The 19963-nt window shown below is 64.3% G+C and carries 23 protein-coding genes and 1 pseudogene; 10 read left to right on the forward strand and 14 right to left on the reverse strand.

From position 1 onward, the window contains the following. Positions 1-27 precede the first annotated feature (27 nt). Positions 28-270 carry a DUF3297 family protein gene (locus PG883_RS05460; RefSeq protein WP_010673692.1) on the forward strand — a complete coding sequence of 81 codons (243 nt, stop codon included), beginning with the start codon at positions 28-30 and terminating at the stop codon, positions 268-270. Between the two features lie 271 nt (positions 271-541). Here the strand turns inward: PG883_RS05460 and PG883_RS05465 are convergent, their stop codons facing one another. Together PG883_RS05465 and PG883_RS05470 are read right to left on the reverse strand one after the other, a co-directional pair. Next, positions 542-976 (reverse strand): DMT family transporter, encoded by a 435-nt coding sequence (locus tag PG883_RS05465; protein ID WP_048208022.1) that lies wholly within the window; start codon positions 974-976, stop codon positions 542-544. Between the two features lie 10 nt (positions 977-986). Then, positions 987-1475, reverse strand: coding sequence for a DMT family transporter (locus tag PG883_RS05470; protein WP_171864988.1), 489 nt, complete (start codon positions 1473-1475; stop codon positions 987-989). 100 nt (positions 1476-1575) lie between these two features. Between PG883_RS05470 and PG883_RS05475 the strand changes: the two genes are divergently transcribed. From PG883_RS05475 to tauD, 6 genes are all read left to right on the forward strand, one after another. Beyond that, a complete protein-coding gene (locus PG883_RS05475; protein ID WP_128297549.1) occupies positions 1576-2469 on the forward strand; it encodes a LysR family transcriptional regulator in 894 nt (297 codons plus the stop codon). A gap of 149 nt (positions 2470-2618) precedes the next feature. After that, positions 2619-3722: an ElyC/SanA/YdcF family protein gene (locus PG883_RS05480; protein WP_128297550.1), complete on the forward strand. Its 1104-nt coding sequence runs from the start codon at positions 2619-2621 to the stop codon at positions 3720-3722. Positions 3723-3997: 275 nt separating this feature from the next. Continuing rightward, positions 3998-4972: a taurine ABC transporter substrate-binding protein gene (gene tauA, locus PG883_RS05485; RefSeq protein ID WP_201896703.1), complete on the forward strand. Its 975-nt coding sequence runs from the start codon at positions 3998-4000 to the stop codon at positions 4970-4972. 16 nt (positions 4973-4988) lie between these two features. Beyond that, on the forward strand, positions 4989-5756 hold the full coding sequence (gene tauB / locus PG883_RS05490) for a taurine ABC transporter ATP-binding subunit (RefSeq protein WP_128297547.1): 768 nt from the start codon (positions 4989-4991) through the stop codon (positions 5754-5756). Next, positions 5753-6583, forward strand: coding sequence for a taurine ABC transporter permease TauC (tauC, locus tag PG883_RS05495; protein ID WP_201896704.1), 831 nt, complete (start codon positions 5753-5755; stop codon positions 6581-6583). The genes tauB and tauC overlap by 4 nt, the downstream gene beginning before the upstream one ends. 79 nt (positions 6584-6662) lie before the next feature. Then, positions 6663-7514 carry a taurine dioxygenase gene (gene tauD / locus PG883_RS05500; RefSeq protein WP_069785310.1) on the forward strand — a complete coding sequence of 284 codons (852 nt, stop codon included), beginning with the start codon at positions 6663-6665 and terminating at the stop codon, positions 7512-7514. A gap of 142 nt (positions 7515-7656) precedes the next feature. Here tauD and PG883_RS05505 read toward each other — a convergent pair whose 3' ends face one another. The 8 genes and pseudogenes from PG883_RS05505 to PG883_RS05540 form a co-directional block, all read right to left on the reverse strand. Next, positions 7657-8025 carry a DUF1428 domain-containing protein gene (locus PG883_RS05505; protein WP_010673687.1) on the reverse strand — a complete coding sequence of 123 codons (369 nt, stop codon included), beginning with the start codon at positions 8023-8025 and terminating at the stop codon, positions 7657-7659. Positions 8026-8098: 73 nt separating this feature from the next. Next, a complete protein-coding gene (locus PG883_RS05510; RefSeq protein WP_010673686.1) occupies positions 8099-9460 on the reverse strand; it encodes an MFS transporter in 1362 nt (453 codons plus the stop codon). Between the two features lie 164 nt (positions 9461-9624). Next, complete coding sequence (cyoE, locus tag PG883_RS05515) at positions 9625-10518, reverse strand: heme o synthase (RefSeq protein ID WP_010673685.1); 894 nt, start codon at positions 10516-10518, stop codon at positions 9625-9627. An 8-nt stretch (positions 10519-10526) separates the two neighbouring features. Beyond that, positions 10527-10856: a cytochrome o ubiquinol oxidase subunit IV gene (locus PG883_RS05520; protein WP_010673684.1), complete on the reverse strand. Its 330-nt coding sequence runs from the start codon at positions 10854-10856 to the stop codon at positions 10527-10529. Continuing rightward, positions 10857-11504, reverse strand: a pseudogene (locus PG883_RS05525) (cytochrome o ubiquinol oxidase subunit III); the annotation flags it as partial. After that, complete coding sequence (cyoB, locus tag PG883_RS05530) at positions 11473-13449, reverse strand: cytochrome o ubiquinol oxidase subunit I (protein WP_041201477.1); 1977 nt, start codon at positions 13447-13449, stop codon at positions 11473-11475. The pseudogene PG883_RS05525 and the gene cyoB, both read right to left, overlap by 32 nt. A gap of 3 nt (positions 13450-13452) precedes the next feature. Next, positions 13453-14541: a cytochrome o ubiquinol oxidase subunit II gene (cyoA, locus tag PG883_RS05535; protein ID WP_010673681.1), complete on the reverse strand. Its 1089-nt coding sequence runs from the start codon at positions 14539-14541 to the stop codon at positions 13453-13455. A gap of 541 nt (positions 14542-15082) precedes the next feature. After that, positions 15083-15526 (reverse strand): carboxymuconolactone decarboxylase family protein, encoded by a 444-nt coding sequence (locus PG883_RS05540; protein ID WP_010673680.1) that lies wholly within the window; start codon positions 15524-15526, stop codon positions 15083-15085. A gap of 119 nt (positions 15527-15645) precedes the next feature. Here PG883_RS05540 and PG883_RS05545 point away from each other — a divergent pair, with 119 nt between their 5' ends. Beyond that, on the forward strand, positions 15646-16554 hold the full coding sequence (locus PG883_RS05545; RefSeq protein WP_010673679.1) for a LysR family transcriptional regulator: 909 nt from the start codon (positions 15646-15648) through the stop codon (positions 16552-16554). Between the two features lie 90 nt (positions 16555-16644). On the opposite strand, the gene PG883_RS05550 is transcribed toward PG883_RS05545, so the two are convergent. From PG883_RS05550 to PG883_RS05560, 3 genes are all read right to left on the reverse strand, one after another. Further along, complete coding sequence (locus PG883_RS05550) at positions 16645-16974, reverse strand: DUF3634 family protein (protein ID WP_010673678.1); 330 nt, start codon at positions 16972-16974, stop codon at positions 16645-16647. Positions 16975-17069: 95 nt separating this feature from the next. After that, the gene (locus PG883_RS05555) at positions 17070-18041 is read right to left on the reverse strand and encodes a nucleoside hydrolase (protein WP_010673677.1); all 972 of its coding nucleotides are present in this window, start codon (positions 18039-18041) and stop codon (positions 17070-17072) included. A 133-nt stretch (positions 18042-18174) separates the two neighbouring features. Continuing rightward, a complete protein-coding gene (locus tag PG883_RS05560; protein ID WP_010673676.1) occupies positions 18175-18474 on the reverse strand; it encodes a DUF3861 domain-containing protein in 300 nt (99 codons plus the stop codon). Between the two features lie 81 nt (positions 18475-18555). On the opposite strand from PG883_RS05560, the gene PG883_RS05565 reads away from it, so the two are divergent. Both PG883_RS05565 and PG883_RS05570 read left to right on the forward strand, forming a co-directional pair. Then, a complete protein-coding gene (locus PG883_RS05565; RefSeq protein WP_010673675.1) occupies positions 18556-18978 on the forward strand; it encodes a MarR family winged helix-turn-helix transcriptional regulator in 423 nt (140 codons plus the stop codon). Positions 18979-19107: 129 nt separating this feature from the next. Next, positions 19108-19677 carry a HutD family protein gene (locus PG883_RS05570; RefSeq protein ID WP_029314060.1) on the forward strand — a complete coding sequence of 190 codons (570 nt, stop codon included), beginning with the start codon at positions 19108-19110 and terminating at the stop codon, positions 19675-19677. Here the strand turns inward: PG883_RS05570 and PG883_RS05575 are convergent. Then, positions 19674-19880 carry a hypothetical protein gene (locus PG883_RS05575; RefSeq protein WP_029314058.1) on the reverse strand — a complete coding sequence of 69 codons (207 nt, stop codon included), beginning with the start codon at positions 19878-19880 and terminating at the stop codon, positions 19674-19676. The two genes, PG883_RS05570 and PG883_RS05575, sit on opposite strands and share 4 nt — an antisense overlap. Positions 19881-19963: the final 83 nt, after the last annotated feature.

The raw sequence follows: 19963 nt of genomic DNA on the forward strand, positions 1-19963 counted from the left end.
ACTTTTTATCACACTCAGGTCTATAAAATGAGCGACAACAAACCTGCACTGCCCGACCGTCTGGCGGCCAACCCGCGCAGCCCGCACCATGTGGCGGAGTGTTTCGAGCACGAGATCGGCATTCGCGTGAACGGCAAGGAGCGCACCAATGTCGAGGAGTACTGCATCAGCGAAGGTTGGGTGAAGATCCCCTCCCCCAAGGCCAAGGATCGCTACGGCAACCCCATGCTGATCACCGTCAAGGGCACCGTCGAGGCTTTCTACGCCTAAGCGGCCCTGACCGCGCGCCCCGTCGGGCCCGCCGCCATGCGGTTCAGAACACCGGCCTTGCGCCGGTGTTCTGCTTTTGGGCTGGCCCAGGGTTACAGGCGCCTCTCTTTCTTTGCTCTCTGTTGCCTTCCTGTTTCTTCCTTTCCCTCCCTTTCTTTCGCCTTTTCCTTTTCATCTGGGCCCTGATCCGGCTGGCGAGCCGCCTTTGGCATCCAGGCAGGGAGGCGCTCCTGTCATCCCTGCCGGTTTACCCAGGCCATCACAGCATCACTCACCCTCGGGAGCACGACTTGCCGCCCTGCCAGCGTTGCAGCGCAGCCCCCGCCAGCACCAGCAGGATGCCGAGCAGATCGCTCGCGGCCAGCCGTCCGGCCAGGGCATCGAGCAGGGCGCCCCCCGCCAGCTGGCCCGTGACGATGAGCAGGGCGCAGGCCAGGGCGCCGATCCGACCGATGGCCCAACTGCTGATGGCGACGAACAGCGCCCCCAGCACCCCGCCGAGCAGCAGCCAGGGATCGAGCCCGGCTAGCCGCTCCCAGGGTGCCCCTTTGAGGATGAGCAGGGCGCCGAGCAGCCCGAAGCCGAGCAGGTGGTTGGCAAGGGAGGCCGTCATGGCGCCCCGGGCGCTGGCGAGGCGGCCATTGAGGGTGCGCGACAGGCTCACCGCCACGCCGTTCAGCAGTCCCAACAGGATCAGAAGGGTCATGGTGTTTCTCCTAGCCGAGCACGATAAACAGGGCGCCGGCCATCACCAGCAGGGCGGCGAGCGCGTCCTTTCCCGAGGGGCGGCGGCGAGCCAGTCCGAGCCAGCCGAGGCCATCGCACAGGGCACCAAACAGCAGCTGGCCGAGCAGCAGCAGGGCCAGGGTGCCCGCCATGCCGAGGGGCGAGTTGAGGCAGAGGGCCGCCAGCACCACGGTGAGCGCCCCCGGCAGACCGCCGAGCCAGGCCCAGGGCGGGGCCGCCTCCGGCGTCGGGGGCCTTGGGGAGAGCCACCACAGGAGCCCGGCCACCAGGCTGCCGACCCCGTGGGCCAGCCAGCTCGCGAGCCAGGGGTCGGTGGCGCGGGACAGGGCGCCGTTCTGGGCGATCATCAGCGCCAGCAGCAGGCCGGCGGCGAAGGCGGCCAGGGCACCCAGGGTCTGGCCAAGTGTCTGGCCGAGGGCGGGGCGGCCGGGGCCGCGGTCAACAAGCGGGGGGATCATGGGGTTGCTCCTTGGTTGAACTGACGAGCAGGGTAAATTGTTTTTGATTTGGGGATAATCTACCCTCCTGGAACAACATTGTTTCCATATCGAGAACAACATGAACCAGGAAGCCTTCGCCCTGCTCCCCGCCTTCGTCGCCGTGGTGGAGTCGGGCACCTTCTCCGGCGCCGCCCGTCAGCTCGGCCTCAGCAAGTCGGTGCTGAGCAAGAAGGTGAGCCAGCTCGAGCAGGCCCTCGGCTGCCAGCTCCTCTATCGCACCACCCGTTCCCTCACCCTCACCGAGGCGGGGGAGCGCTACTTCGAGACGGTGCGCCATGCAGTGCGCCTGGCCAGCGACGGGGAAGATGCCATCGGCGCCCTGCAATCGGCCCCCCGCGGCCTGCTGCGGGTGACGGTGCCCATGGTCTATGGCCGGCGCCACATCGCCCCCCTTGTCCCCGAGTTTCTCGCCCTTCACCCCGAGGTGCAGTTGCAGCTGGAGATGAGCGACGCCCGGCAGGATCTGGTGGCCGAGGGGTTCGACGTGGCGGTGCGCATCGGCGAGCTGGAGGATTCGAGCCTGGTCGCCCGCCGCCTCGCCCCCTGTCTCAGCACCCTGTGCGCCGCCCCCGCCTACCTGGCGCAGGCCGGCACGCCCCGCACCCCGGCGGATCTCGAGCGCCACAACTGCCTCTTCTACTCCCTGTTTCGCGGCGGCACCCAGTGGCGGCTGCACGGGCCCGAAGGAGAGGTGGCCATCACCCCCAGGGGCAATTTCGAGGTCAACAACAGCGATGCCATCCACACCGCGCTGCTGGCGGGGCTTGGCATCGGCAACATGCCGGACTTCATCGTGGCGCGGGATCTCGCCATCGGGCGGCTGGTGCCCGTCCTGCCAGACCATGCCCTGCCCGAGCACGGCATCTGGTGCGTCTATCCCAAGCGCCGCCACCTGCCCGCCAAGGTGGCGGCCTGGCTGGCCTTCCTGCAGGCGCGTCTGGGGCTGCGCTGAGGGGGGCATCGGGATAACCGGAACGGTTCACGTTTTTTTCATCGGGAAGGGAGTAGAGTAGGCAGCAAACCAAGCATCTGTTTTTATTGGAAAAGCATTCAGGGGACGAGCCAAGGCATCGCGCCCCGCACCCCACAGGGAGCCCCATGATGAATAAAACCGCGATTGCCCTGACCCTCACCAGCCTGCTGACGCTGCCGCTCGTTATCTCATCCGATGCCTGGGCCGCCCCGGTGCGCTCCCTGCAAAAGGAGCAGAATTACGAGCAGTTCATCAGCAAGCGCCAGGTGGTGGATCAGCTGCTGGCAGACGCCGCCCGCATCTTCCACTCCCCCGCCCGGGTCTCCGATGCGGGCTTTACCGCCAAGATGCCGAGCAACATGGAGCAGGTGACTACCCTGCTGCTGGAGGCCCACCAGCTTGAGCCCTATCGCACCGATCTGCTCATCTCGGCGGCCAACGCCCAGATCTACAACGGCAACGTGGACAGGGCCATCGCCCTGTTCGAGCAGGCCCTCACCGCCGCCCCGGACGATCTGGACATCAACACCTATCTGGCCACCTGGCAGCGCTTCAAGGGCAACCAGGCCAAATCCGATGGCTACCTCAAGCGGGTCGGCGAGCTCAATGCCGGTCGCGCCGCCGACTTGCAGCGACTGTTCGCCACCGTGGACAGGGTGGTCGCCACCCCCCTCAAGGAACGTCAGGGACGGGGCGAGAAGAAGGGGCGCCGCGCCATCGTCACCCTGGGCTATGCCCTCAATCCCGACGGCTCCATGCACGACATCCTGCTGGGACGCCTCGAGACCACCCGCGCCCTGGCCCAGGCCGATCCGGCGGCCCTCGTCATCCTCACCGGCGGCGTGCCCCAGAACCGCCAGACCGAGGGCAAGCTGATGGCGGACTGGCTGGCGAAAAAGGGCATCGACCGCTCCCGCATCATCGAGGAGAACTACGCCACCAGCACGGTGGAGAACGCCCTCTACAGCGGCTATGCCCTCGCCCGCCACGAGATTGAGTTCGCCACCCTGGTGAGCTCGGCGAGCCATGTGCGCCGGGGCCAGACCCTGCTGGAAATCGCCTGCTGGCAGAGCGGCCCGGCGAACATCCGCATCGACAGCGTCGCCTACCCGGACAAGCCCCTCTCCGCTCTGGCCAAGGCAAGCCCGGAGGAACTGCTTGGCATCTACCGGGACGCCCTGCGTACCTATGGCCTGTGGAGCTACCGCTCGGCCCCGCTGGTGGAGCGCTGATCCCCCGGCCCCGCCACCCTGGCGGGGCCTTTTCCTCTCTTCCCCCTGCCAGTCACTGCGCCCCCTGGGGGCTGGCCCTTGGCCCCTTGCGCCAGCCACCCGATAGACGGCGGGTGAGCAAGCTATCCACTTTCTGGCATATCTCAATCAGATCATTGATTTACCGTTCTTTTTCTAAGAACCAAACGGCATGAGAGCACCCTTCTCGTTCCTTCGCCACCGGGGATGTTCAGATAAAGATGTGGCTTCCAACACCCCCAACAAGGAAGTGCATCATGACAGCAAAAGGCATCTCTCTGTGGCTCGCGGCCTCCATGCTGCTCGGCCAGTCCGCCCAGGCCCTCGACGTCACCGTGGCCTACCAGACCTCCGCCGAACCCGCCAAGGTGGCCCAGGCCGACAACAGCTTCGCCAGGGAGAGCGGCGCCACCGTGGATTGGCGCAAGTTTGACAGCGGCGCCACCGTGGTACGGGCGCTCGCCTCCGGCGACGTGCAGATAGGCAACATCGGCTCCAGCCCCCTGGCAGTGGCGGCGAGCCAGAACCTGCCCATCGAGGTGTTCCTGCTCGCCTCCAAGCTCGGGGAGTCCGAGGCCCTGGTGGTGAAGCAGGGGCTCGCGAAACCCGAGGATCTCGCGGGCAAGCGCATCGCCGTGCCCTATACCTCCACCACCCACTACAGCCTGCTGGCGGCCCTCAAGCACTGGAACGTCGACCCCGCGACGCTGCAGATCGTCAACCTGCAACCACCGGCCATCATCGCCGCCTGGCAGCGGGGCGACATCGACGGCGCCTATGTCTGGGCCCCCGCCCTCAACCAGCTCACCAAGGAGGGCAAGGTCCTGACCGACTCCGCCCAGGTGGGTGACTGGGGGGCGCCGACCCTGGACGTCTGGGTGGTGCGCAAGGACTTTGCCAAGGCCCACCCCGAAGTGGTGCAGGCCTTCGTCAACAGCACCCTGGCCGCCCAGCAGGCCTACCTCGCCAACCCCGATGGCTGGCTGACCCAGCCTGACAACCTCGGCAAGCTCTCGGCCTTGAGCGGCGTCCCCGAGGCGGACGTTCCCGCGCTGGTGAAGGGCAACACCTACCTCGATGCGAAGGCCCAGAGCGCCGAGCTCGGGCGCCTCGTCAACCAGACCATCATCGACACCGCCCGCTTCCTCGAGAGCCAGGGCAAGGTCGCGAACGCCGCCTCGGACTACCGCCAGTTCGTGACCGATCGCTTCGTGAAAGCCGTGGCCCAGTAAATCCAAGGAGACGACCATGCTGCAGCTCTCTCATCTGTGTGCCGAGTACGCCGGCAGGCGGGTGCTCGACAACATCAACCTCTCCCTGTCCGAGGGGGAGCTGATGGTGGTGCTGGGGCCCTCGGGCTCGGGCAAGACGACCCTCCTCAACCTGGTGGCGGGCTTCGAGCCTTGCCACCACGGCCAGATAAGCCTTGAGGGCAAGCCGGTCACCGGCCCCGGCGCCGAGCGCGGCGTGGTGTTCCAGAGCGAGGGGCTGCTGCCCTGGCGAAACGTGCGAGACAACGTGGCACTCGGCCTGCAGCTGGCGGGCGTGCCCAGTGCCGAACGCACCGAACAGGCCCGGGCACTGCTGCGTCAGGTGGGGCTGGAGGGGGCCGGCGATCGCGCCATCTGGCAGCTCTCCGGCGGCCAGCGCCAGCGGGTCGGCATCGCCCGGGCCCTGGCCACCCAGCCCCGCCTGCTCCTGCTGGACGAGCCCTTCGGCGCCCTGGACGCCTTCACCCGGGAGCAGATGCAGACTCTGCTGCTGCGCCTGTGGCACGAGCACCGGCGTCAGGTGCTGCTCATCACCCACGACATCGAGGAGGCCATCTTCATGGCCACCGATCTGGTGCTGCTCTCCCCCTCCCCCGGGCGGGTGACGGAGCGGCTGACCCTGGATTTCGGTCGCCGCTTCGCCGCCGGGGAGCCCTGCCGCAGCATCAAGTCCGATCCGGCCTTCATCGAGCGCCGTGAATACGTGCTGGAACGGGTGTTCGCAGAGCGGGAGGCCTTCGCATGACTCTCGTCCTCGCCCGGCAACGGGATGTCACCCACGCACGGGCAGCGGGCTGGCCCCTGCCCCGCCGTCTGACCCTGAGCCTCGCCACCCTGCTCGTGCTGCTGGCCCTGTGGTGGCTGGTGGCCCACTTCGGCTGGGTCGATCCCCTGTTCCTGCCGCCCCCACAGCGGGTGCTGGCACAGCTCATCACCATCGCAGGCCCTATGGGCTTTATGGATGCCACCCTGTGGCAACACCTGGGGGCCAGCCTGGGGCGCATCCTGGTGGCGCTCGCTGCCGCGGCGTTCTTTGGCATCACGGTGGGCATCGCCATGGGGCTCTCCCCCACGGTGCGCGGCGTGCTGGATCCCCTCATCGAGCTCTACCGCCCGGTGCCGCCGCTCGCCTACCTGCCACTCATGGTGATCTGGTTTGGCATCGGTGAAACATCGAAGGTGCTGCTCATCTATCTGGCCATCTTCGCGCCCGTGGCCCTGGCGACCCTGGCGGGGGTGCAGAGCGCCAACGCGGTGCGAGTGCGGGCGGCCCAGGCGCTGGGCGCATCCCGGTCCCAGGTGCTCTGGCACGTGATCCTGCCCGGCGCCCTGCCGGACATCCTGACCGGGCTGCGCATCGGGCTCGGGGTGGGCTGGTCCACCCTGGTGGCGGCCGAGCTTATCGCCGCCACCCGGGGGGTGGGCTTCATGGTGCAATCCGCCGGCGAGTTTCTCGCCACCGACGTGGTGCTGGCGGGCATCCTGGTGATCGCCCTGATCGCCTTCGTACTGGAACTGGGCCTGCGCGCCCTGCAGCGCAGGCTCACCCCCTGGCATGGAGAAGGACAATGAGCCACAGGCTGACCGCTATTCTTCGCCTCCCTTTCCTATTGGCATCGGGCCTTCACGCCCCCAGACATGGAGCAAGACCATGACCGACAAGTTGACCATTACCCCCCTCGGCCCCCACATCGGCGCCGTCATCGCCGGCGTCAATCTGGCCGAGCCCCTGAGCCAGGGGCAGTTCGAGCAGCTCCATCGCGCCCTGCTCAAATACCAGGTGCTGTTCTTTCGCAACCAGCCCATCACCCCGCGAGCCCAGCGGGCGCTGGCGAACCGCTTCGGGGATCTGCACATCCACCCCGTCTACCCCCACACGGAGGAGGCCGAGGAGATCATCGTGCTAGATACCCACGACGACAATCCGCCGGACAACGACAACTGGCACACCGACGTGACCTTTATCGAGACTCCCCCGGCACTGGCCATTCTGGCCGCCAAGCAGTTGCCCCCCACCGGGGGGGACACCCTCTGGGCCAGCGGCATCGCGGCGCTGGCGGCCCTCTCCCCGCCCCTGCAAACCCTGCTGGCAGGGCTGGAAGCCGAGCATGACTTCACCAAGTCCTTCCCGGCCCATCGCCATGATGACAGCGAGGAGGCGCGCCAGCGCTGGCAGGCGGCCGTGGCCCGTCACCCGCCCCTGCGCCACCCGGTGATCCGCACCCATCCGGTGAGCGGCCGTCAGGCCCTGTTCGTCAACGAGGGGTTCACCACCCGGCTGCCCGGGCTGCCCCCCAAAGAGAGCGACGCCCTGCTCGGCTTTCTGTTCGAGCACATCACCCGCCCTGAGTTCCAGGTGCGCTGGCGCTGGCAGGAGAACGACATCGCCATCTGGGACAACAGGGTGACCCAGCACTATGCCAATGCCGACTACCTGCCGGCCCGCCGGGTGATGCACAGGGCCACCATTCTCGGGGACAAGCCCTTCTGGCGCCCGGGCTGAACATCCCCCATGGAGAGCGACCATGAGATAACGCCCAGCAAAAAGCCCGCCGGCTGGCGGGCTTTTTCATCATCTGACGGGCCTGGGTGTTGCCATCGGCCCTTGCGCTCCGGCCACCAGGGTGAAGCCCCGATGGCCGGTCTCAGCCCTTGAGCTCCAGCACGGTGGTGAAGCCTCCGAAGATCATGCGGGCGCCGTCAAACGGCATGGTCTGGTGCAGGGGATTGGCGGGGTCCATCCTGGGGTCCTGCATCATCTTGCCCATGGCGTCGTCCCGCACCGCCTTGCTCGGCCATTCCACCCAGGAGAAGACCACGGTTTCATCCTCCCTGGCCGCCACCGCCCGATAAAAGTCGGTCTGCTTGCCGTGGGGCACGTCGTCCCCCCAGCACTCCAGCACCCGGGTGGCGCCGTATTCGAGGAAGATGGGGTCAAACTGCCCCGCATGATCGATCAGGGCCTGCTTGTTGGCCGTCGGCACGGCGAGCACGAATCCGTCCACGTATGACATCAGAGGTTCCTCCTGTGAGTGAGGATCTCAGCATAGCAGCCGCCCTTCAGCCCGCGCTCTGCGCCGCCAGCCATCAAAAAGAGACCAGCCGCTCCAGATCGCTGCGGGTCAGGCGCTTGCTGTCCACCTTCACGTAGAGGGAGTGCTCCTCGCGTACCAGCAGCACGTCGCTCACCCCCTCGCAGGCGCGGATCCGCTGCTCCAGGGCCGGGGTGGCCTCGACCCCTTCCGGCAGCACGATGCGCAGGCTGCTCACATAGGGGGGCTCGGCCATGGTGAGGCTCACCCCGAGCCAGGCAAGGGCCAGGGCGGCGCAACCGCCAAACACCAGGGGGCCGCCCCCCAGGCTGTAGAGCAGGCCGCCGAGACTGCCGCCGATGGCGACCCCGAGGAACTGACTGGTGGAGTAGACCCCCATGGCGGTGCCCTTGTAGCCCGGCGGGGACTCCTTGCTGATGAGAGACGGCAGCAGCGCCTCCATCACGTTGAAGCCGATGAAGAAGAGCTGCAACCCGGCGAGCAGACCCCACAGCTGTTGGCCGCTCTGCCAGAGCACCAGCTCGGCGGCCAGCATCACCACCACGCAGCCGAGGAAGACCCGCTTCATCTGGCGGTGCTTCTCGGCATAGATGATGAAGGGCACCACGCTCACGAAGGCGATCAGCATGGTGACCAGATAGGCCTGCCACTGGCTGTCACGGGGCAGGCCCGCACGCTCCAGCAGGGGCGGCAGGGCCACGAAGCTCGACATCAGCAGGGTGTGGACGCAGAGGATGCCGAGGTTGAGCTTGAGCAGGCGAGGGTTGGTGAGCACGGTACGAAAGCTACCTCGCACCATGGCGGACTCGCGATTTTGCAGGTGGGCCGCCGGGGTCGGCACCACCCAGAGCACCATGGCGATGGCGGCCAGGGCCAGCAGGGCGATGAGCCAAAAGAGGCCGGACAAGCCCAGGGCATGGGTGATGAGGGGGCCGGTCACCATGGCGATGGCGAAGGTGATGCCAAAGCTCACCCCGATGAAGGCCATGGCCTTGGTGCGGTTCTGCTCGCGGGTGAGATCCGACAGGAGCGCCATCACGGCGGCGGAGATGGCGCCGCTGCCCTGCAGGGCGCGCCCGACGATGACCCCCCAGATGGCGTCGCTCAGGGCGGCGATGACGCTGCCAAGGGCAAACATCAGCAGGCCGCCGACGATGAGGGGCTTGCGCCCCACCTTGTCGGAGAGCAGGCCGAAGGGGATCTGGAACAGGGCCTGGGTCATGCCGTAGATGCCGATGGCAAGCCCGATGAGCGCCTCGGAGGCGCCCGCCAGGGACATGCCGTAGGTGGTCAGCACCGGCAGCACCATAAACATGCCGAGCATGCGCAGCGAGAAGACGGAGCCGAGCGCCCAGGTCGCGCGTCGCTCGCCCCTCGTCATGGTGAAATCATTCATGAGGGCCTCGATGAGTCAAAAAGAAGAGGAAAAGAAAGGGGTGACAGGCGCCCGGCCGCCCCGAAAAATCGGCGATGCCCCTCGCAGGGCGGCGCCCATAATAGCAGAGCCGGGAAGATTCCCGGCTCTGGATTTCATGCATTTCAGGGGTGCAGTTCACACTATCAGGGCAGCATGCTCACCAGCACCGGCGCTGCGTCCGGCTGGAAGTCCACCGACATCATTACGCTCAGGCAAGTAATGGTGACGATGGAGAACATGAACAGCTTGCGCGCCCAGAGGGAGTCGTCCACCGCCGCCTTGTAGCCCGACAGCGCCATCCCCAGCCACCAGACGCTCACCGCGGTGGCCACCACCAGATACTTGTAACCGGCGTAGCCGCCGAGGAACAGCATCAGGGTCGGCACCATGAACGCCAGGATGTAGAGGGTGATGTGGAGCTTGGCCACCGGGATCCCCTTCACCACCGGCAGCACCGGGATGTTGGCGGCCTGGTAGTCCTTGAAGCGGAAGATGGCGATCGCATAGGAGTGCGGCATCTGCCACAGGCTGAAGATCGCCAGCAGGATCAGGGCCCCCGAGTCGAACTGCCCGCTCACCGCGCAGTAGCCGATGACCGGCGGCGCGGCGCCGGAGAGGCTGCCGACCAGGGTGCCATAGACCGAGTGGCGCTTCATGTAGAGGCTGTAGACCCCCACATAAACCAGGAAGCCCAGCACCGCCAGCAAGGCGGCCAACGGATTGGCCGCAAAGTAGAGCAGTGCAATGCCCGCAACGCCCAGCGCCGTCGCATACCAGAGGGAGACACCGGGGGCGATGAGCCCCCGCACCAGGGCGCGGTTCTTGGTGCGCTCCATGATGCAGTCGATGTCCCGGTCGATGTAGTTGTTGAACACGCAACCGGAGGCCACCACCAGTGACACCCCCACCATGGTCAGGATGAACAGGGGCACATCCAGGCTCCCCTTCGAGGCCAGCAGGAATCCCCCGATAACCGAGATGAGGTTGCCAAAGATGATGCCCGGCTTGGTCACTTGCAGGTATTGCTTCATCATCATCAACCCGCTCAGTGAACCATCATGTTGATGTTGAGGTTGTACATGATCCACAGGGAACCCACGACCACGATGGCGATGATGAGCACGGTAAAGACCAGTGCCACCAGGTTCCAGCGCTCCTCGGAGGAGGTGTTCATGTGCAGGAAGTAGACCAGGTGTACGAAGATCTGCACCACCGCCATGGCCACCACGGTGCCGAGCACCACGGCGTGGGAGGCGGAGCCATCCATCACCATCCAGAACGGCACGGCGGTCAGGATGAGTGACAGCACGAAACCGATCATGTAGGACTTGACGCTGCCGTGGCTGGCGCCGTGATTGTCAACGGAATGACTCATTTACATGACCCCCATCAGATAGACCACGGTGAAGACGCAGATCCATACCACGTCGAGGAAGTGCCAGAACAGGCTCAGGCACATCAGGCGAGTGCGGTTGCGCTCGGTCAGCCCCTTCTTGGTGATCGACACCATCATCACGATGATCCAGACCAGGCCGCTGGTCACGTGGATACCGTGGGTCCCCACCAGGGTGAAGAAGGCAGAGAGGAAGCCGCTGCGATCCGGGCCCGCCTCGTGCACGATCAGGTGATGGAACTCGTAGATTTCCATCGCGATGAAGCCGGCACCCAGCAGGAAGGTGACGAACAGCCAGGTGTTGACCGCCGCGACCTTGTTCTTGTTCATGGCCAGCATGCCGAACCCGAAGGTGATGGAGCTCAGCAACAGCAGCATGGTTTCGGCGAACACGAACGGCAGTTCGAAGATGTCCTTGCCGGTGGGGCCACCGGCAGTGCCGTTGACCAGGACCGCATAGGTCGCGAACAGGGTCGCGAACAGGATGCAGTCACTCATCAGGTAGATCCAGAAACCGAATACCTTGGTGGCACCGGCATCGTGGTGCCCATCCTCATGGGCACCGTGAGAGTGATGTAGTACGTCAGTCGCCATGGAATTAAGCCACCTTGTTGATGTTGTCGAAATGCTGACCTTCGATGCGCTCGATCTCGTCAACCTGTACGTAGTAGTCCACATCGTCGTTGAAGCTGTGGATGATCCAGGTGGCGATCATGCCGATGAAGCCGGCGATGGCCATCCACCAGATGTGCCAGATCATGGCAAAGCCGAACACCACGCTGAAGGCGGCGATGATGACACCGGCACCGGAGTTCTTCGGCATGTGAATGGGGACATACTGGGCAGGCTTCTTGTAAGCGCTGCCGTCAGCCTTGGCTTCCCAGAAGGCGTCCAGACCGGTGACCTTCGGCTCGATGGCGAAGTTGTAGAACGGCGGCGGAGAGGACGTCGCCCACTCCAGGGTACGGCCACCCCAGGGATCGCCGGTCAGGTCGCGGTTCTTCTCGCGGTCGCGAATGCTGACCACGATCTGGATGACCTGGCACAGCACGCCCAGGGCAATCAGACCGGCGCCGCAGGCGGCGACCACCAGCCAGCCGTGGAACTCGGGATCGATGTTCTGGCTGACACGACGGGTCATGCCCATGAAGCCCAGCACGTAGAGCGGCATGAAGGCCACGAAGAAGCCGGTGATCCAGCACCAGAAGGCACGCTTGCCCCAGACGTCATCCAGCTTGAAGCCGAACGCTTTCGGGAACCAGTAGGTGATACCGGCGAAGCAGCCGAACACCACGCCGCCGATGATGACGTTGTGGAAGTGGGCGATGAGGAACAGGCTGTTGTGCAGCACGAAGTTGGCGGCCGGCACGGAGAGCAGTACCCCGGTCATGCCACCCACGGTGAAGGTGATGATGAAGCCGACGGTCCACAGCATGGGCGAGGTGAACTCGATGCGACCGCGATACATGGTGAACAGCCAGTTGAAGATCTTCACCCCGGTCGGGATGGAGATGATCATGGTGGTGATGCCGAAGAAGGCATTCACGTTGGCGCCGGACCCCATGGTGAAGAAGTGGTGCAGCCAGACGATGAACGACAGCACGGTGATCGCCACGGTCGCCCACACCAGGGAGGTGTAACCGAACAGCTTCTTCTTGCAGAAGGTCGCCACCACTTCGGAGAAGATCCCGAACACCGGCAGCACCAGGATGTACACCTCAGGGTGACCCCAGGCCCAGATCAGGTTGATGTACATCATCATGTTGCCACCCATGTCATTGGTAAAGAAATGGGTACCCAGGTAGCGGTCTGCGGTGAGCAGGGCGATGGTGACGGTCAGGATCGGGAAGGAGGCAATGATCAGGATGTTGGCACACAGGGCGGTCCAGGTGAAGACCGGCAGGCGCATCATGGTCATGCCAGGGGCACGCATGCGGATGATGGTGGCGAAGAAATTCACGCCGGTCAGCAGGGTCCCCAGACCCGAAATCTGCAGACTCCATATCCAGTAATCGACCCCGACCCCGGGACTGAACTCCAGCCCCGACAAGGGCGGATAGGCCAGCCAGCCGGTCTGGGCGAATTCACCGACCCCGAGGGAGACGTTGATCAGCACCACGGCCGCGGCGGTGAACCAGAAGCTCAGGTTGTTCAGGAAGGGGAAGGCCACGTCACGGGCACCGATTTGCAGCGGCACCACGATGTTCATCAGACCGATCACCAGCGGCATGGCCACGAAGAAGATCATGATGACGCCGTGGGCGGTGAAAATCTGGTCGTAGTGGTGCGCGTTCAGGTAGCCTTCGCCACCCCCGGAGGCGATGACCTGCTGGCCACGCATCAGCACGGCGTCGGCAAAGCCACGCAGCAGCATGACCATGCCCAGAATGAGATACATGATACCGAGGCGTTTGTGGTCGACCGAGGTCAGCCACTCTTTCCACAGATATTGCCACTTGCCGTAGTAAGTGATGAGACCGGCGATGGCCAGGCCCCCCAGAATGATACCGGCTATCGTGACCATGATGATGGGTTCATGGTACGGAATAGCCTCGAGTGTCAATTTTCCAAACATCGATTATTCCTCGGATCCTGCTTTCACACTCTTGTCGGCCGACATGGCCATGTGTCCGGCATGGGCGTCATGGTTCATGGCCTGGTTCTCCATGGCGTCCTCTTGCGAGGCCTCATGGTTCATCCCTTCGTGGCCCATGGCACCCGCTTTCGGGGCGGCGTCATGGTTCATGGCCTCGTGGTTCATGCCCTCGTGATCCGCGGAGCCCGCAGCCGGGGTGGCGTGACCACCATGGGACATGCCGCCCATGAACTTGTTGATGATGTTGACGAACAGCTTGGGATCGGCGCTGGCGAAGTACTCCACCGGGTGGTTTTCGCTCTTCTTGGCCAGGGCATTGAACTCATCCATGGTGCTCAGGGCCTTGGAAGAGGCCTTCACCTTGGCTACCCAGGCGTCGAAACCGGCTTGGTCCTGGGTCGCGATGGCCTTGAACTTCATGCCGGAGAAACCGGCACCGCTGTAACCGCCGGAGATGCCCTTGTACTCGCCCGCCTCGTTGGCAATCAGGTGCAGCTTGGTCTGCATGCCGGCCATGGCGTAGATCTGGCCGCCCAGTTGCGGGATGAAGAAGGAGTTCATCACGGTGTCGGAGGTCACCCGGAAGTTGACCGGGGTGTTGACCGGGAAGGCCAGTTCGTTGACCGACGCAATGCCCAGCTCCGGATAGACGAACAACCACTTCCAGTCCAGGGAAATGACATCCACCTGAACCGGTTTGACGTCCGATTCCAGCGGCTTGTAGGGGTCGAGGGAGTGGGAAGTTTTCCAGGTGATCACCGCCAGGATGACGATGATGATGACGGGTACAGTCCAGACGACTGCCTCAATCTTGTTGGAGTGGGCCCAGTCCGGCGCATAGGTGGCACTGGTGTTGGACGCCCGGTATTTGTAGGCGAACGCCACCGCCATGACAATCACGGGCACCACCACGATCAGCATCAAGCCGAGTGCGGTGAGTATCAGTGACTTCTGCTCCATACCGACCTGCCCCTTGGGGCTCATCAGTGCCATGTCGCAGCCACTCAGCAAGCTGGCGGTCGCGAGCAGCAGCAAAGCGCCCAAGCCCCTCTTCACATCAAAGAGTCTCATGCAATGTCCTCATCTTTTGAAGGCTTATTGGTATAAAAAAATGCAGCATTTTATTGCATCAGACCGGCATGTGAACAACATGAAAAATTAATCCCAAAAATGTTCAAAAGGTGATGGAAAGCGGTATCAGATGTTAATCCCTTGACAATGACCAATTTATTCAAGTTACACCGCGGCAATTCATCTTCCGTTAATCTCTCGCGCCACCAAAAGTGACCACCAATTAACCAAAAAGATCCATCTGGTCTGTTTTTAACCCGCCATTGCGATCAAAAAAGAGCCATACAGCCCCTTTTCGACTCACAGGTCATTTCTCCACACCTTGATCTGGATGGGTATTTTTCGGGGAAGATAAAAAAAATAATTAATCAAACGAATGTATGATTAACTTCCCGCCCCCCGACAACGGTCGCAACCCCTAGCACCAGAGGGCACACTTCGTAACAAAACGGGCCCTTGTGCGGGCCCGTTGATAATCGTTTTCTCTCCCTCCCTCGGAGTCGGAGTCAGGAGTCAGGAGTCAGGAGTCAGGAGTCAGGAGTCAGGAGTGATCGTGTTCCATCCGGGTCGCCACGGCGATCCGGTTCCAGGCGTTGATGGTGACCACCTGCACCAGACACTGGGCCAGCAGGGTTTCCCCCAGTTGGGCCAGCGCCGCCTCATAGGTCTGCGTCGTGAGCCCCTTGTCGGCGATCAGGGTCACCTCGTCGGTCAGGGCCAGCACCGCCCGCTCCCGGGCGTCGAACAGCGGCGACTCCTGCCAGGCGGCCAGCGCCAGCAAACGCTGGGCACTCTCCCCGTGCTTCATCGCCACGTCGGCGTGCATCTCGATGCAGTAGGCGCAGCCGTTGATCATGGAGGCGCGCAACTTGATGAGCTCCTTGAGCGACAGGGGAATGTCGGTGCCCCCGAGGTAGGACTCGAGGCCCATCATGGCCGAGACGGCGGCGGGCACCTGGTTGGCGAGCTGGATACGGTGTGACATGGCAAGACTCCGGTGATGGACCCCGGATGGGGCGGTGAGCTGATTGTTCACTTTTTCATTGTTGATTAGAATATCGTCATAACCTGCAACAGTTTTGCGTTTATCGCAAAGGTGAATCCATGCTGGATCGCATCCGCATCCTGGCCCAGGTGGTGGAATCGGGCAGTTTCTCCCGTGCCGCCCGCGCCCTCAACCAGGCCCCCTCCTCCGTGACCCGTGCCATCGACGCCCTGGAGCAGCAGCTCGGGATCCCGCTCTTCAAGCGCAGCACCCGCCAACTGGTGCTGACCGAGCAGGGCGCCTATTTTCTCGCCCGCTCCCTGCCCCTGCTGGAGGAGGCGGATCAGCTGGTGCAATCCCTGCAACCCCTCTCGGTGGCGCCAGAGGGGCCGCTGCGGGTCTCGGTGTTCGAGAGCTTCGGCGCGTCCTGGCTCTCTCCCCGCCTGCCCGACTTCCTCGCCCGCTACCCCGGGGTGCGCCTGGAGGTTGCGCTGGACAACCGCATGGTGGATCTCGATGCCGAGAACGTGGACGTGGCGGTGCGCATCGGCAAGCCCGCCGACAGCAGCCTGCACACTCGTCATCTGCTCACCAACCGCTCGCTGCTGGTCGCCTCCCCCACCTATCTGGCCCGCCATGGTGAACCCGCCCATCCCGCCGAGCTGGCCCACCACAACTGCCTTATTCGCGGCCATGGGCGCCAACGCCAGCACTGGTATTTCCAGCAGGGCACGGAGCGCGAGAAGGTGGCGGTGCAGGGCAACCTTACCTCGGTCGGGGGCACGCCCCTGCTCTGCGCCGCTCTCGCGGGGTGCGGCGTGCTGCTGCTGTCGAGCTGGATGGTGCAGCAAAGCATCGACGAGGGCACCCTGCTGCCGCTGCTGCCAGAGTGGCTCGCCTCCCCCTACGAGGATCGCCAGGACGAGATCCACGCGGTGTTTCGTGGCGGCCGCTTCCTCAAACCCCAGACCCGCGCCTTCATCGACTTTCTGGTCGAGGCGATCAGGCCCCTGCAAGGGCCGCGCTGACCGCAACAGGGCCTCCTGGCGAAACCCTGAAAACGCAGACGCCGGGCACAGGGCCCGGCGTCTGGAAATGAGGGTCGCCACGGCGACCGCTCAGCGTGATTTTCGCCCGTCAGGGCTTGGGGGGAGCCCCCGGTAATCCCCGTAAGGGAAGATGTTGCGCAGGCGCTGGGCCACGGGCTCGGGGATGGAGCGGGAGAAGACCAGCCTCACCCCGTTGCCGTCCCGCAGGCCCAGGATGCGCCCGCGCACCGGCTCATGGTGCAGGATCTGGGTCGCCTGGGTCACAAAGCGCGGCGGCACCGAGCCCCGCTTCACCACCACCTTGCCCGGCGCGAGCCGGACCTCGAACAGGGCGCCGCGCCCCAGCGTCATCAACCACCCGATCAGGGCTATCGCCACCAACAGAGACAACCAGGCCATTGCGTCTTCCTCCCGTCAACCCGATGTTCGCCAGTATAACCGGGGGCGCCTCACCATGACCCGGCCGCCATCACGCTTTCACTCACTGCCGGGCCTTATCGGCGCCCCTTGCCCCAGGCCACCAGGGTATCCCGATAGAGGGCGAGCAGGGCCTGATCCCGCACCGCGATCCCGACCTGCTGGGCCGGGCAGTCGGCCCACTCGTCATGGGGATGGCGGGTGTCGTCAAATTTTTGCAGGGTATGGCCGATGGCGGGCCCCTCGGTGATGACCCGCACCGGCCCCTTGCGCAGGGTGAACAGTGCAGGATCGATCACATAGGCGATGGCGGAGGGATCGTGCACATGGCACCCCGCCATGCCGATGCGCTCGGAATAGAAGCGCAGGTAGAAGCGGCTGACATCCCACAGGAAGCGGCCCGGCTCCCCCGCATCGTCCCGCAGGGCATCCAGATAGTCGGCGGTGAAGATACTCTGCTGGGTGACGTCAAGCCCGATGATCACCAGGGGCCAGGGGGCGGTGAAGACCCGGTCCGCCGCATCGGGATCGTCGTGGATATTGGCCTCGGCATAGGGGGTCACGTTGCCGCGATGGCCGTTGACGCCAAAGGCGCCGCCCATCACGACCACTTCTTTCACCAGGGCGGCTACCTCGGGGGCCGCCTCGAGCGCCAGCGCCAGGTTGGTGAGGGGCCCGATGGTCACCAGGGTGATCTCGCCGGGGTGGGCCTTCACCGTCTCGACGATGTATTGCCAGGCCGGACGGGGATCCGGGATGAGGGTCACCTCCCCCGCCTGGACGTCACCAAAGCCGCTCGGGCCGTGCACCACTGTCGTCGGCCCCACGGGCTCGCGCAGCAGCGGCGCGGCGGCGCCCCGGGCCACGTCCGCCTTCATGCCATATTTTTGTTTGAGCCAGAGGGCGTTGCGGGTGCCGTTTTCGATGGTGGCATTGCCAAACACCGTGGTGATGGCGAGCAGGTCAATGGCGGGGTGCGCCTCGGCAAACAGAATGGCCATGGCATCGTCGATGCCGGGATCGGTATCCAGAATGATCTTGTGGGTCATGGGTCCTCCGTGAAACGAGCTGCCAGTGTAGCGGGCCGTCGCCGCTTTGACAGCACCGGGATCACAACCTCGGGGTTTCCTTTGCATCAGGCATCCTGGCGGGACCACTCGCCCCTGGGGTCAGGGCTGGAGGTCACTCGGAAGGGGCGACCACGGCCTCCTCTCCCCTGGCGGTGCGTTTCAGTTGCCCCATGAATTGCTTGAAATGGGGGAGAAACCCCTTGAACAGCTCCTCTTTGCGATGCTGCATCATGACTTCGCCAAACAGCTTCAGCCCGACGATAAACGCCTGATGTTCCTGCTCCGACATGGTCAGCTTCCCCTTGCTGAGCACCAGGATGGCAAAGATGTCGTCGTGATTCTGGCAGTCGAACTGCAACGGGGGCACCTCGCGGTCCAGCGCCTGGACCTGTACACGATAGCTGTGTGGCATCTTTCATCTCCTCTCGGGCTGGGCTTTTGCCCACATGGTTGATAAAATCAATTAAACCCTTTCAAGTTGACTTTATCAACCATGAAGTTGTCAAACCGCCTCTTCCGGATCCTCGATCAGTACAAAATCGCCATGACCCAGCATTTCCGGGCACAGCAGATCGCCCTTAGCCCCCTCCATTACAAGGTGCTGCAACTGATCCATGCGCTGGATCCCGCCACGCCGCAGCTCATCGCACAGCGGTCGGGCCGCGACAAGGCGCAGGTGACGCGCCTGCTGCAGGAGATGGAGAAACAGGGGCTCATCGAGAAGCGGCCCCATCCCACTGACAGACGCAGCATCTGTCTGGCCTTGACCCCGCTGGCCTGCGAGCGGGTCAGCCAGGGAGAGCAGCAGGCCGCACGGCTCGACGAACGGCTGTGTTCCCTGCTGACGCCGGCGGAGATAGCGCAGTTGCAGCAACTGCTGGACAAGATAGAAAAAGGGCTTGAGTCGACCGATTAGGGTCAGCGTCAGGGGGGCCACTGCCTGATTTGTGGCCAACCAGCGCGGCCTGTGCTGGCGGCGCCTTGTGAGCCACTCCCGGAGATGGTATCACTGGCCCCACTCTCCCCTTCCCGCCGAGGCGCCATCGTGATCACCCTGATTAAAGAGTCCGACCAGTTGAAAATGCCCTGGAAGAACAGGCAGGGCACCACGGCCCAGATCCTGATCTCCCCCCCTGGTTCGACCCTGGACAAGCTCGACTTTGACTATCGGCTGAGCTCGGCCCCCATCAAGGAAGCGGGGAGTTTCTCCCGCTTTCCCGGCTACCAGCGCATCCTGCTGCCCGTCAGCGGTGCCGGTTTCGTGCTCAACGGCCACCCCTACGCCACCTTCGAGGCGGCCCACTTCAGCGGGGATGACGAGACCCGCTGCGAGCTGCTGAAAAAAGAGGTGACGGATCTCGGGCTCATCTACCACCCGGCGCGCATCAGCGCCAACGTGCGGGTGCTGAACCTGCCCTTCCCCCTCAGCCTCACCCTGGAGGCGGACAAGTGCTACCTCTGCCACCTGCTGGAGGGCCAGCTCACCGTGCAGGGGCAACAGGTCGCACCGGGCGAGACCCTGGTGGTGCAGGGAGAGGAGAGCATCCGCTTCGAGTGCGGGAAGAAGACCACCCTCGCCTTCTTTACCCTGCAGCCCAAGCAGGCCGCTGTTTAACGCCGGGGGGCAAGGCCCCCGCTGTCGAGGCAGGCCTGCATGGTGTCATAGGGGGTATAGTGCCTGGTGCGGCTGTAGTAGGTGCCGCCCTTGGGGTGACAGATGCCGCTCCGGCTCTTCTTCACCGGGGGCTCGGCGGCCAGCGCGATGGCGCAGACCAACAGCAGGCAACAGCCGAGCACCCATTTGATGGCGTTTCTCACGACAACCTGTTCCTCTTGGGGGGGCATCAGGCCCGAAAGGCGCCTATCTTACCCTCTTCCGTCCCCCACTCACCCCGCGCCGG

It is taken from the genome of Aeromonas sp. QDB25 (assembly GCF_027707725.1).
In the GTDB taxonomy this organism is placed as follows: Bacteria; Pseudomonadota; Gammaproteobacteria; order Enterobacterales; family Aeromonadaceae; genus Aeromonas; species Aeromonas caviae.

Coding starts and splice junctions, on each gene's coding strand:
- PG883_RS05460 (WP_010673692.1), top strand. CDS start 28: ATGAGCGACAACAAACCTGCACTGCCCGACCGTCTGGCGGCCAACCCG.
- PG883_RS05465 (WP_048208022.1), bottom strand. CDS start 976: ATGACCCTTCTGATCCTGTTGGGACTGCTGAACGGCGTGGCGGTGAGC.
- PG883_RS05470 (WP_171864988.1), bottom strand. CDS start 1,475: ATGATCCCCCCGCTTGTTGACCGCGGCCCCGGCCGCCCCGCCCTCGGC.
- PG883_RS05475 (WP_128297549.1), top strand. CDS start 1,576: ATGAACCAGGAAGCCTTCGCCCTGCTCCCCGCCTTCGTCGCCGTGGTG.
- PG883_RS05480 (WP_128297550.1), top strand. CDS start 2,619: ATGAATAAAACCGCGATTGCCCTGACCCTCACCAGCCTGCTGACGCTG.
- tauA (WP_201896703.1), top strand. CDS start 3,998: ATGACAGCAAAAGGCATCTCTCTGTGGCTCGCGGCCTCCATGCTGCTC.
- tauB (WP_128297547.1), top strand. CDS start 4,989: ATGCTGCAGCTCTCTCATCTGTGTGCCGAGTACGCCGGCAGGCGGGTG.
- tauC (WP_201896704.1), top strand. CDS start 5,753: ATGACTCTCGTCCTCGCCCGGCAACGGGATGTCACCCACGCACGGGCA.
- tauD (WP_069785310.1), top strand. CDS start 6,663: ATGACCGACAAGTTGACCATTACCCCCCTCGGCCCCCACATCGGCGCC.
- PG883_RS05505 (WP_010673687.1), bottom strand. CDS start 8,025: ATGTCATACGTGGACGGATTCGTGCTCGCCGTGCCGACGGCCAACAAG.
- PG883_RS05510 (WP_010673686.1), bottom strand. CDS start 9,460: ATGAATGATTTCACCATGACGAGGGGCGAGCGACGCGCGACCTGGGCG.
- cyoE (WP_010673685.1), bottom strand. CDS start 10,518: ATGATGATGAAGCAATACCTGCAAGTGACCAAGCCGGGCATCATCTTT.
- PG883_RS05520 (WP_010673684.1), bottom strand. CDS start 10,856: ATGAGTCATTCCGTTGACAATCACGGCGCCAGCCACGGCAGCGTCAAG.
- cyoB (WP_041201477.1), bottom strand. CDS start 13,449: ATGTTTGGAAAATTGACACTCGAGGCTATTCCGTACCATGAACCCATC.
- cyoA (WP_010673681.1), bottom strand. CDS start 14,541: ATGAGACTCTTTGATGTGAAGAGGGGCTTGGGCGCTTTGCTGCTGCTC.
- PG883_RS05540 (WP_010673680.1), bottom strand. CDS start 15,526: ATGTCACACCGTATCCAGCTCGCCAACCAGGTGCCCGCCGCCGTCTCG.
- PG883_RS05545 (WP_010673679.1), top strand. CDS start 15,646: ATGCTGGATCGCATCCGCATCCTGGCCCAGGTGGTGGAATCGGGCAGT.
- PG883_RS05550 (WP_010673678.1), bottom strand. CDS start 16,974: ATGGCCTGGTTGTCTCTGTTGGTGGCGATAGCCCTGATCGGGTGGTTG.
- PG883_RS05555 (WP_010673677.1), bottom strand. CDS start 18,041: ATGACCCACAAGATCATTCTGGATACCGATCCCGGCATCGACGATGCC.
- PG883_RS05560 (WP_010673676.1), bottom strand. CDS start 18,474: ATGCCACACAGCTATCGTGTACAGGTCCAGGCGCTGGACCGCGAGGTG.
- PG883_RS05565 (WP_010673675.1), top strand. CDS start 18,556: ATGAAGTTGTCAAACCGCCTCTTCCGGATCCTCGATCAGTACAAAATC.